Source organism: Virgibacillus xinjiangensis, from assembly GCF_042643145.1.
Lineage (GTDB): Bacteria > Bacillota > Bacilli > Bacillales > Amphibacillaceae > Virgibacillus_O > Virgibacillus_O xinjiangensis.
On sequence record NZ_JBHRSA010000019.1, the window covers coordinates 1 to 10,886 of the forward strand.

Genomic DNA, 10,886 nt, shown 5'->3' on the forward strand with positions numbered 1-10,886 from the left:
TTCCATATAATCAATAAGTGGTTGAAAAATTGTAACTAGAATTTACACAACAATGAGGACTTGACTAGCACACATGGGAAATCGGCAGGAGGGCGAGGATATCAGCATCACGCTCGGGAAATCAGCAGGAGAGCGGGGGAATCAGCAGCACGCCCGGGAAATCGGCAGGAGGGCGGGTATATCGGCAGGACAGCTCGGGAAATCGGCAGGAGAGCGAGGATATCAGCAGCACGCTCGGGAAATCGGCAGCATAGCATGGATATCAGCATCACGCTCGGGAAATCAGCAGGAGAGCGGGGGTATCGGCAGCATAGCGACATTATCGGCAATACAGCAAACATCTCACCAGAAGCGCGTCCATCCATCTCATCCCTTCATTACTAAGAGTTGTATATTTTCACTCTGTCGGCTAATGCTAAGCAGAAAAAGGAGTCTTGCCATGTGCCGCTGTACAGCAGGGATGTTCCTACTGTTCGCTTCCCTTGTCTTGTTTTCCCCGGTGATCCTTGCCGCGGAAAAGGATGTCCAATCTTTGATCGTGGAAGTGGAAGGGGACCCGGACGAACATAAGGAATATATGGAAAAACATCATCCGATGATTGAAGTGGTTGCCGTGTATGACCAGTTATTCGGCGGACTGGCATTACGGGGAAGCCCTAAGAAACTGGAAGTATTGAATGAATTGGAATTCGTTACATCGCTCCATCAGGTCAGAACCTATGAAGCTGCTCCTATGCAGAATTCGTCTGTGCTGGCAGAGCCTGGGGAAGATGGGGTCCTTCCATCTGCCCTGAATACTACTTCCTATACCGGTGAAGGTGTCAAGGTGGGAGTTGTCGATACGGGGATCGACTACAACCATCCGGACCTGCAGGCAAATTACCAGGGGGGCTATGACTTGGTCGATTTGGATGATGACCCAATGGAGACGTTGGCCGGCGAAGGTCCGCCGACTATGCATGGAACCCATGTTGCCGGTATCATCGGAGCAAACGGGGAACTCCAGGGGGTGGCACCGGAAGCAGAGATTTATGCCTACCGAGCACTTGGTCCGGGCGGCACGGGGACCAGCATCCAAGTGATTGCAGCCATGGAACAGGCGGTAAAAGATGGGGTCGACATTATGAATCTCTCGTTGGGCAATACCGTGAATGGACCGGATTATCCGACAAGCATGGCAGTCAACCGTGCGAGTGAGCTTGGAGTGGCAGTTGTGCTTGCCAATGGGAATAATGGCCCCGGGGACTGGACGGTGGGGTCTCCGGCGACTGCATCCAAGGCGCTGGGGGTGGGGGCTGCGAGTCCAGAGAGGAAGCAGCCATTTCTTTACCACTTCCCCTCAGATACATCGATTCCCCTTTCCACCATGCATGGATCGGTCCCATGGCAGTTGGAAAGGGCGTATCAGGTCACACGTGGGGACAATGCTGCCCTCACCGGAAAGATTGCTCTATTTGAACGCGAAAAGATCCCCTTTTATGAAATGGCCAAGCGTGCAGAAGAAGCAGGTGCGGCGGGGGTTATCATCTATAACAATGAAGACGCCCCACTGAACGGATCGATCGGGATGGACGATGAGCAGATTTCCATCCCGGTTGCGGTCATCCCGCGTGAAGCTGGTTTATGGCTGGAGGAACAATTGCAGGCAGCCGGGCCGGTGCGTCTGGAGACGAATTATATGGAGATGGAAAAAGCGGTGGCGGAGTTCAGTTCCCGCGGTCCGGTGACCATCAATTGGGATATCAAACCGGATGTCATCGCTCCTGGAACGGAAATCGTGAGCACCGTACCTGGAGGGTACCAGCAAATGCAAGGGACCAGCATGGCGGCTCCCCATGTTGCCGGTGCGCTTGCGTTGTTGAAAGAGGCACATCCTGATTGGAGCAATGAGCAATTGTTCGGCGCATTGATGACCACGGCATTGCCGTTGGGGGAGGACCGCCAGCCAGAAATGCATGCAACGATTCAGGGGATGGGGGAAATCCGCCCAGCGGAAGCAGTGGATGCAGAGACGATCATCCATGATCCCATGCTCTCCTTCGGCACGATGGCTGGCTATCGCGACACGGTAACAAAGGTGCTGAAGGTGGAAAATCACAGCAATCGTACAAAGACCTACACCTTCGACATACCGGAAAAACAGAAGGGTTTGACCTGGGACCTCCCCGCTGCATTGGAGGTGGACCCGGGAGAGAGCGCAGAACTCCCGGTGAAACTGAACGTAAATACCATGCAGCTGGAGGAAGGAGTCCATCAAGGGTGGCTTGCCTTGAGGGAGGAAGACCAGCAATTCCAGCTGCCCTACCTGTTCGTGAATGAGCACGCAAATCAGCCGAAAGTGATGGGATTCGAACTGGAACCACGCATGTTTGAAGACAATGCGTTTGAATACCACCTTTATCTTACAGAAAAAGCGGTTCTAGCGGAAGTGGATTTATATGATCCAGACACCCTGATGTTCGAACGCAATCTGCTGCGGGTGGAAGAACCTGAGACAGGCCAGAATGAAGGGAAGTTGACAGGCGAGGATCTCGGCGCACCAGGCACCTATATCGCGGTGATCACCGCCTATCTGGAAAATGGGGAACAGGAGAGCAGAGAGCTGCTGTTCCATGTGGAATAATGACGAGAAAGTGACATGGTTGTGAACAAATCTTGGACAGGTGCAAGCATCGTCCATAGCATGTTCACAAAAATGTCACTTTTGTTGTATTCAGGGGGCTTCAGGCCCTGGAATGGCTGCTATAACAGCATTTGTCCACAGTGCCCGGTGTGTCGTAGCTGAGCGACGGAAAATAGGTGTGAGCCAGCATAGATGAAAACCGAGTCAATAACTATTTAACGAAACCGCGTCAAAACGCCAAAGTAAACGCTATCAAACCCTATTAGAAAGCGGCTTATTTATAATGGAAATAAGCTGGTAATCGCAATTGACAATGAAGGCGAGCCTATTGTAAACTTGCGTAGTGTGGGATGAGAAGGTTTTCAACAAATCGCATTTTTTGTAATTTTTAACCGAAATTTGTCAGAAAACATCCATCCACAGGTTATGCGGAGTGGTTCAGCAGTGATGTAACAGGTGTGGGGAGAAGGATGGACATGTTCGACTATGATTCAATGCAAAGACGTCAGCGCAAGTGGATGTTCTATCTTCTCGCATTATTGGTTCTTGGAGCCGGTTTCACGCCATACATACGTATCTTCAATGGACTGCTGCTGGGCAGTGCAGTCAGCTTCTACAATCTTTGGCTGCTCCAGCGGAAGACGGATCTGTTAGGAGAAAGTGTTGAAAAGGGCGGTTCCAGGCTCGGGATCGGCACCTTCTCGCGGATGGCTGCAGCAGCAGCGGCCGTACTGGTGGCTCTCCGGTTTGAGGAACACTTTCATATGATCGCTGTCGTGATCGGACTGGTTACTTCATACATAGTTATGATGCTTGATCTATTTATACAACTGATAATCAATAAAAAGAAGGACAGTCCGGACCGGTAGAGAGATCATGTGAATTCATTCAATAAAATAATAAGAGAGGTGAGAGTATTGGATCATACGGCTCCAATTGTGGAAGATGTATTTGGAATCTCCTGGCTGGATTTCAACCTGGCGAACGTATTCATGATCGCGGTAACTTCCTTGATCGTGTTTATCCTGTGTGTGCTGGGTGCCAGGAAACTTCAGATGAAACCAAGCGGGGCGCAGAATGTGATGGAATGGCTCCTTGACTTTGTCAAAGGGATCATCAACGATACCATGGACTGGCGGACAGGCAAACTGTTCTTGCCGTTGGCACTTACGCTGTTCACCTACATCCTTGTAGGGAACTTGCTGGGGGTCATCACCAATGGGGTTGTCGGGCATGACTTATGGTGGAAATCACCGACTGCCGACCCTGGAATCACCCTGACATTGTCATCAATGGTTATCATTCTGACCCACTATTATGGTATCAAGCTTCGTGGGGGCAAAGAGTATGCAGCAGATTATTTCCGACCGCTGCCATACCTTTTTCCAATTAAGATAGTGGAAGAGTTCTCGAACACCTTGACGCTTGGCTTGCGTCTATTCGGTAACATCTATGCGGGGGAAGTTCTCTTATCCCTGTTGGTGGGACTGACGACATCAAGCGTACTCGGATTCCTCGGTGGTGCTATACCGTTCCTTGCATGGCAGGGCTTCAGTGTATTCATCGGTGGTATCCAGGCATTCATTTTCACCATGCTTTCCATGGTTTACATTTCGCATAAGGTCTCCAATGACCACTAGAATTTGGTGAATCAGCCAGTATTAGTAGTCTCGTACTATTACTGCTGGAATAATAAATTTATACAAAAATTATTGAGGAGGATTTATATTATGGGAGCTTTAGCAGCTGCAATAGCAGTAGGATTGGCGGCACTTGGTGCTGGTGTAGGTAACGGTTTGATCGTAAGTCGTACAGTTGAGGGGATTGCCCGTCAGCCTGAACTCAGAGGACAGCTTCAGACAACGATGTTCATTGGTGTAGGTTTGGTTGAGGCGATGCCGATCATCGCGGTAGTTATCGCATTAATGGTAATGTAATTGAATCAAGACGACACAATGATGGCGAAGATTATCTTCCTGAAGAACCTTCGCCGTTGTTTGTACTACGGATGAACACATATGGAATCGAATGGACAAACACATATAATGTCGCTGTAATGGCCGATGAAAGGAGTGAATTCTGTGCATACATTTGCCGATAATTTGATCATTCAAGCGTCACTTGGCGGACTGCATGTAGGGGACATGCTTACACAGCTGTTCTTCTTCATTGTACTGCTTCTTCTGGTCAAGAAGTTCGCCTGGGGACCTGTCATGAATATGATGCAAAAGCGTGAGGAATATGTAGCTGGAGAAATCGAAGCTGCTGAGAAAAATCGCGCGGACGCTGAAAAAGCCTCCAAAGAGGCTCAAGAACAGCTGAAACAGACGAAACAGGAAGCACAACAGATGATAGAAGAAGCGAAAACTGCCGGAACCAGGCAGGAACAGCAGATCATCGAATCCGCCCGTCAAGAGGCAGCTCGTATCAAAGAAGCTGCACAGGCTGATATCGAGAACGAAAAAGAGAAAGCGCTGCAGGCGCTGCAGGATAAAGTCGCTTCACTGTCTGTACTGATTGCCAGCAAGGTTATTGAGAAAGAACTCAGTGCACAGGATCAGGAAAAACTGATTGACGATTATATTAAAGAGGTAGGAGAAGAGCTATGAGTGAAGCACTAGTTGCCAAGCGCTATGCAGAAGCTCTTTTCCAGCTGGGAAACGAAAAGGCTGCACTGGAGCAATTCGTGGAAGAGTTTCGTGTAGTGAAGGAAGTTTTTCAAACCAACGATAATCTGGTCACTTTCCTGAAGCATCCCCGTGTGGATCTGGAGAAAAAGAAGCAATTCCTGGAAGACGTGTTCCAAGGTCTTAGCAAAGATGTCGTCAACACCCTGAAACTCCTGGTGGAACGTCATCGCGTGGAGGCTACGCCATCCATTATTGATCATTTGGTGCAATTCAGGAATGATGCATTGGGAATCGCAGAGGCCGAAGTCTACTCTGTGCGCCAGCTTTCCGATACAGAATTGAAGCAGCTGGAGAATTCCTTTGCCAAACGGATCGGCAAGAAGGAAGTCAAGCTTCAGAACGTGGTGGACCCTTCGATCATGGGCGGCATCAAGCTCCGTATGGGCAACACCATCTATGACGGCTCCATCAGTGGAAAACTGAAACGGATCGAGCGCAACATTGTAACGGCAGATAAATGAGGATAGGGGTGAAATGGTATGAGCATCAAAGCTGAAGAAATCAGCACACTTATAAAACAGCAAATTGAATCGTTTGATGCAGATATTGAAGTAAGTGATGTCGGCACGGTTATCGAAATCGGTGACGGTATCGCTCGTGCTCATGGCCTTGATAATGCCATGGCCGGTGAGCTGCTTGAATTCTCAAACGGTGTGATGGGTATGGCCCAGAACCTGGAAGAAAACAACGTCGGTATCGTAATCATGGGTCCTTACACAGAAATCAAAGAAGGCGATGAAGTTCGCCGTACTGGTCGAATCATGCAAGTACCTGTCGGTGAGGAACTGATTGGTCGTGTCGTAAATCCGCTGGGACAACCAATCGATGGACGTGGCGCCATTGAAACCGCGAAGACCCGTCCAATTGAAGCACCGGCACCTGGTGTTATGGATCGTAAATCAGTAGATGAGCCATTGCAGACAGGAATCAAGGCGATCGACGCCCTTGTGCCAATCGGTCGAGGTCAGCGTGAGTTGGTTATCGGTGACCGTCAGACAGGTAAAACAACCGTAGCAGTAGATACCATCCTGAATCAGAAGGATGAAGACATGATCTGTATCTATGTCGCTATCGGGCAGAAAGAATCCACAGTAAGAAGCACGGTTGAAACATTCCGCCGACACGGTGCCTTGGAATATACTACAGTCGTCACTGCTGGTGCATCTGATCCTGCTCCACTATTGTATCTGGCACCATATGCAGGTGTGGCAATGGGTGAAGAATTCATGTACAACGGAAAGCATGTGCTTGTTGTATACGATGACCTGTCCAAACAGGCTGTCGCATACCGTGAACTTTCCTTGCTGCTCCGTCGCCCGCCAGGCCGTGAAGCATTCCCTGGTGATGTATTCTATATCCACTCCCGCCTTCTGGAACGTGCGGCGAAATTGAATGACTCATTGGGTGGCGGCTCATTGACTGCCCTACCTTTCGTTGAAACGCAGGCAGGCGATATCGCTGCATATATCCCGACGAACGTCATCTCGATCACCGATGGACAGATCTTCCTGCAATCGGACCTGTTCTTCTCCGGTGTACGTCCGGCCATCAACGCAGGTCTTTCCGTATCCCGTGTAGGTGGTTCCGCACAGATCAAAGCGATGAAGAAAGTTGCCGGTACACTGCGTCTGGACTTGGCATCCTTCCGTGAACTGGAAGCATTCTCGCAATTCGGTTCGGACCTGGATAAATCCACACAGGCCAAACTGAACCGCGGTCAGCGTACAGTGGAAATCCTCAAGCAGGGACTCCATAAACCGATGGCAGTAGAGCATCAGGTAATGAGTCTGTATGCATTGACAAGAGGATACCTCGACGACATCGCTGTCGAAGATGTGCTCCGTTTCGAAAAAGAAATGATCACATGGATCGAGAACAACCGCAAAGAACTGCTCGACTCCATCAAACAGACCGGTAAACTGCCGGAAGAAAACGACATGAACGAAGCAGTCGAATCATTCAAAAAAACATTCTTGCCTGCTGAATAAAGAAAGCGAAAACGGCCGTTCAGCGGCGTTTGAGTTGAAATAAAAAAGCAGAAGCGACCGGTTGAAAGGGATGTTCCCTTTCACGCCGGGACCTAAACGTATTGGACAGTAAATAGATTACACGCAACCTTCGAATGAAAGGGCGGTGAACAAGCTTGGCATCACTCAGAGATATAAAAGGTCGGATCGATTCGACAAAAAAGACGAAGAAAATCACTTCTGCGATGGAAATGGTTTCTGCGTCCAAAATGTCGAAAGCCGAACAAAATGCAAAGAACTTTGTACCATACAGTGAGAAGATCCAGGAAGTGGTTGCCAGTATTGCGGCCACGACGGATGCCGGTCATCCTATGCTGACGGAGCGCGAAGTGAAGAAGGTCGGATACTTGGTCATCACGGCCGACAAGGGTCTCGTAGGTGCATATAACAGTAACGTACTGAAAAAAGTTTACCAGACGATCCAGGAGCGCCACTCTTCCAAGGATGAATACACCATCATCGCCATCGGGCGGATGGGTTATGAGTTCTGCAAGAAGATGGATCTTCCGGTTTCCAAGAGTATTACTGGGGTTGCGGATCAGCCGGAGTTTGCTGATATCAAGGAACTTGCCTCAGAAACGGTACAGATGTATACAGATGAAGAGATTGATGAACTTCATATCTTCTACAACCACTATGTGAGTGCCATTTCCCAGCAGGTGACCAGCAATCAGCTCCTTCCTATCAAGGATCTCGGCAACGAAAGCGGCACCCGAAGCCAGTATGAATATGAGCCAAGTGAGCAGACGATTCTGGAAGTGCTCCTGCCGCAATACGCGGAAAGTTTGATCTATGGAGCATTATTGGATGGTAAAGCTAGTGAGCACGCAGCTAGTATGACGGCAATGCGCAGTGCCACTGATAATGCAACAGATCTTATTGATGACCTGACCCTGTCCTATAACCGTGCACGTCAGGCGGCCATTACACAGGAAATCACGGAAATCACTGGTGGAGTTGCTGCACTGGAATAGCTTCTTGACCATTCCGGCAGACCAGCCGGTAAAAGTATAAGGGAAAACCCCTGGTGAGAGGACAGGTTTTTCCGCAAGATAGTTAGGAGGGAAATTGATGAGCAAAGGACTTGTTACACAAGTAATGGGACCTGTTGTCGACGTGAAATTCGAAGACGGACAGCTTCCCGATATATACAACGCTTTGAAGCTCAAAGTTGTGTCCGAAGATGGCGGCACAACAGCAGACCTTGCGCTTGAAGTTGCCCTGCATTTGGGTGACAACAGCGTGCGTACCATTGCCATGTCTTCCACAGACGGCCTGAAGCGTGGCACAGAAGTAGTAAATACAGGCAATCCAATTTCCGTACCAGTTGGGGAAGAAACACTAGGAAGGGTATTCAACGTACTTGGTGAAAACATCGACTTGGATGAACCGCTCGGTGACGATGTACGTCGTGACCCGATCCACCGCGAAACTCCAGAGTTTGAAAACCTGACAACAGATACGGAAATCCTGGAAACTGGTATTAAAGTTGTTGACCTGCTGGCACCTTACGTTAAGGGTGGTAAAATCGGTCTGTTCGGTGGCGCCGGTGTTGGTAAAACCGTACTGATCCAGGAATTGATCAACAACATCGCCCAGGAACACGGCGGTATCTCCGTATTCGCCGGTGTTGGGGAGCGTACCCGTGAAGGTAACGACCTTTACTTTGAAATGAAGGATTCCGGCGTTATCACCAAAACAGCGATGGTGTTCGGTCAGATGAACGAACCGCCTGGTGCCCGTATGCGTGTAGCACTTACCGGTCTGACCATGGCTGAATACTTCCGTGATGAACAAGGCGCCGACGTACTGTTGTTCATCGATAACATTTTCCGTTTCACCCAGGCAGGTTCCGAGGTATCCGCCCTGCTCGGCCGTATGCCGTCCGCGGTTGGTTACCAGCCGACACTGGCAACGGAAATGGGACAATTGCAGGAACGTATCACATCCACGAAGAAAGGTTCCGTAACATCCATCCAGGCGATCTATGTGCCAGCCGATGACTATACCGACCCGGCACCGGCAACGACGTTCGCCCACTTGGATGCGACAACCAACTTGGATCGTGGACTTTCCGAGCAAGGTATCTATCCAGCGGTTGACCCGCTTGCTTCCACTTCCCGTGCATTGGACCCGGAAGTTGTCGGGGACGAACATTACAAAGTGGCTACCGAAGTACAGCGTACCCTGCAGAAGTACAGAGAGCTGCAGGACATCATCGCCATCCTCGGTATGGACGAGCTCAGTGATGAAGATAAGCTGACGGTATCCCGTGCACGCCGTATCCAGTTCTTCCTTTCTCAGAACTTCCACGTTGCTGAACAGTTCACAGGACAAAAAGGTTCCTATGTACCTGTTCAGGAAACAGTGAAAGGATTCCAGGAAATCCTGGACGGTAAATACGATGACCTGCCAGAGGATGCATTCCGCCTGGTCGGCCGTATCGAAGAAGTAGTGGAAAAAGCTAAAGGAATGGAATAATAGACAGGAGGTTGAAGGCTGGAAGATCCCTGATCTCCAGTGACGGCTGATACTTTTTACCTTACATAAATGGTTCAGCCGCCTTCGACTCAGTCTTTAGGAGGGGTTGCATTGAAAACACTAACTGTGAGTGTTGTTACTCCTGATGGACCCGTAATGGAAGATAGCTTTGATATGGTAAGCTGTAAGGCTGAAAGCGGGGAACTGGGTATCCTTCCGGGCCATATTCCGATGGTTGCGCCGTTATCCATTGCTGCCGTACGTCTGAAGAATGGAAATGAAACAACTCCATTGGCAGTGAACGGCGGATTCATGGAAGTACGACCGGATAAGGTCACCATCCTTGCGCAATCTGCAGAAAAACCAGAAGACATCGATGTCCAGCGTGCCAAAGAGGCCAAAGACCGCGCAGAGCGACGTCTCCAGGCCAAGCAGGACAATATCGACTTCCAAAGGGCAGAATTAGCACTCAAACGAGCAATGAACCGCATTAATGTGGGACAGTGATCTTGGAGGAAAATCTCTTATAACCTAGGTTATAAGAGATTTTTTGCATTTAGGCGGTATTGAGGTGCTGTGCCGTGGCTGGACTGTGTAATCGGCGGGAGAGCTGGCATATCAGCAGGAAGTGCGCGGAATCGGCCGGAGAGAGAGGATATCGGCAGGAGGCGCGAAGAATCGGCCGGAGAGCTGGCATATCAGCAGGAGGCACGCGGAATCGGCGGGAGAGCGGGGATATCGGCCGGAGGCGCGAAGAATCGGCCGGAGAGCTGGCATATCAGCAGGAAGTGCGCGGAATCGGCCGGAGAGCCGGAATATCAGCAGGAGGCGCGCGGAATCGGCGGGAGAGCGGGGATATCGGCAGGAGGCGCGCGGAATCGGCGGGAGAGCTGGCATATCAGCAGGAAGTGCGCGGAATCGGCGGGAGAGCCGGAATATCAGCAGGAGGCGCAGGATATCGGCAGGAGGTGCGTGAAATCGGCCGGAGGTGCGTGAAATCAGTCAAGTCCTCATTGTTGTGTAAATTCTAGTTACAATTTTTCAACCACTTATTGATTATATGGA

12 protein-coding genes are annotated in these 10,886 nt (G+C 50.0%); all 12 read left to right on the top strand.

Features of this window, described 5'->3' with window-relative positions; translation table 11 throughout:
• Window positions 1-60 precede the first annotated feature (60 nt).
• The 12 genes from ACFOGI_RS05260 to ACFOGI_RS05315 all read left to right on the top strand — a co-directional run bounded on the left by ACFOGI_RS05260 (window position 61) and on the right by ACFOGI_RS05315 (window position 10,817).
• Window positions 61-384 carry a hypothetical protein gene (locus tag ACFOGI_RS05260; RefSeq protein ID WP_390269521.1) on the top strand — a complete coding sequence of 108 codons (324 nt, stop codon included), beginning with the start codon at window positions 61-63 and terminating at the stop codon, window positions 382-384.
• Window positions 385-439: 55 nt separating this feature from the next.
• Window positions 440-2,623, top strand: coding sequence for a S8 family serine peptidase (locus ACFOGI_RS05265; RefSeq protein ID WP_390269524.1), 2,184 nt, complete (start codon window positions 440-442; stop codon window positions 2,621-2,623).
• 476 nt (window positions 2,624-3,099) lie between these two features.
• A complete protein-coding gene (locus ACFOGI_RS05270; RefSeq protein WP_390269527.1) occupies window positions 3,100-3,492 on the top strand; it encodes an ATP synthase subunit I in 393 nt (130 codons plus the stop codon).
• 48 nt (window positions 3,493-3,540) lie between these two features.
• Window positions 3,541-4,263 (top strand): F0F1 ATP synthase subunit A, encoded by a 723-nt coding sequence (atpB, locus tag ACFOGI_RS05275; RefSeq protein ID WP_390269530.1) that lies wholly within the window; start codon window positions 3,541-3,543, stop codon window positions 4,261-4,263.
• Window positions 4,264-4,353: 90 nt separating this feature from the next.
• Window positions 4,354-4,560, top strand: coding sequence for a F0F1 ATP synthase subunit C (atpE, locus tag ACFOGI_RS05280; protein WP_085994045.1), 207 nt, complete (start codon window positions 4,354-4,356; stop codon window positions 4,558-4,560).
• Between the two features lie 126 nt (window positions 4,561-4,686).
• Window positions 4,687-5,232, top strand: a complete 546-nt coding sequence (gene atpF, locus ACFOGI_RS05285) for a F0F1 ATP synthase subunit B (RefSeq protein WP_390269534.1) — start codon at window positions 4,687-4,689, stop codon at window positions 5,230-5,232.
• Window positions 5,229-5,774, top strand: a complete 546-nt coding sequence (locus ACFOGI_RS05290; RefSeq protein ID WP_390269537.1) for a F0F1 ATP synthase subunit delta — start codon at window positions 5,229-5,231, stop codon at window positions 5,772-5,774. Before atpF ends, ACFOGI_RS05290 begins: the two co-directional genes overlap by 4 nt.
• An 18-nt stretch (window positions 5,775-5,792) precedes the next feature.
• The gene (atpA, locus tag ACFOGI_RS05295; protein ID WP_390269540.1) at window positions 5,793-7,301 is read left to right on the top strand and encodes a F0F1 ATP synthase subunit alpha; all 1,509 of its coding nucleotides are present in this window, start codon (window positions 5,793-5,795) and stop codon (window positions 7,299-7,301) included.
• Between the two features lie 155 nt (window positions 7,302-7,456).
• On the top strand, window positions 7,457-8,314 hold the full coding sequence (gene atpG, locus ACFOGI_RS05300; protein WP_390269543.1) for an ATP synthase F1 subunit gamma: 858 nt from the start codon (window positions 7,457-7,459) through the stop codon (window positions 8,312-8,314).
• A gap of 97 nt (window positions 8,315-8,411) precedes the next feature.
• Window positions 8,412-9,821, top strand: coding sequence for a F0F1 ATP synthase subunit beta (gene atpD, locus ACFOGI_RS05305; RefSeq protein ID WP_390269545.1), 1,410 nt, complete (start codon window positions 8,412-8,414; stop codon window positions 9,819-9,821).
• 111 nt (window positions 9,822-9,932) lie between these two features.
• Window positions 9,933-10,328 carry a F0F1 ATP synthase subunit epsilon gene (locus tag ACFOGI_RS05310; RefSeq protein WP_390269548.1) on the top strand — a complete coding sequence of 132 codons (396 nt, stop codon included), beginning with the start codon at window positions 9,933-9,935 and terminating at the stop codon, window positions 10,326-10,328.
• A 69-nt stretch (window positions 10,329-10,397) separates the two neighbouring features.
• On the top strand, window positions 10,398-10,817 hold the full coding sequence (locus ACFOGI_RS05315; RefSeq protein WP_390269550.1) for a hypothetical protein: 420 nt from the start codon (window positions 10,398-10,400) through the stop codon (window positions 10,815-10,817).
• The last annotated feature ends 69 nt before the right edge of the window (window positions 10,818-10,886 follow it).

What these genes read in the sequence shown, in the direction of transcription:
- ACFOGI_RS05290 (WP_390269537.1), top strand. Translation starts at nt 5,229, where the DNA reads ATGAGTGAAGCACTAGTTGCCAAGCGCTATGCAGAAGCTCTTTTCCAG.
- ACFOGI_RS05270 (WP_390269527.1), top strand. Translation starts at nt 3,100, where the DNA reads ATGTTCGACTATGATTCAATGCAAAGACGTCAGCGCAAGTGGATGTTC.
- atpD (WP_390269545.1), top strand. Translation starts at nt 8,412, where the DNA reads ATGAGCAAAGGACTTGTTACACAAGTAATGGGACCTGTTGTCGACGTG.
- ACFOGI_RS05265 (WP_390269524.1), top strand. Translation starts at nt 440, where the DNA reads ATGTGCCGCTGTACAGCAGGGATGTTCCTACTGTTCGCTTCCCTTGTC.
- atpE (WP_085994045.1), top strand. Translation starts at nt 4,354, where the DNA reads ATGGGAGCTTTAGCAGCTGCAATAGCAGTAGGATTGGCGGCACTTGGT.
- atpA (WP_390269540.1), top strand. Translation starts at nt 5,793, where the DNA reads ATGAGCATCAAAGCTGAAGAAATCAGCACACTTATAAAACAGCAAATT.
- atpF (WP_390269534.1), top strand. Translation starts at nt 4,687, where the DNA reads ATGAAAGGAGTGAATTCTGTGCATACATTTGCCGATAATTTGATCATT.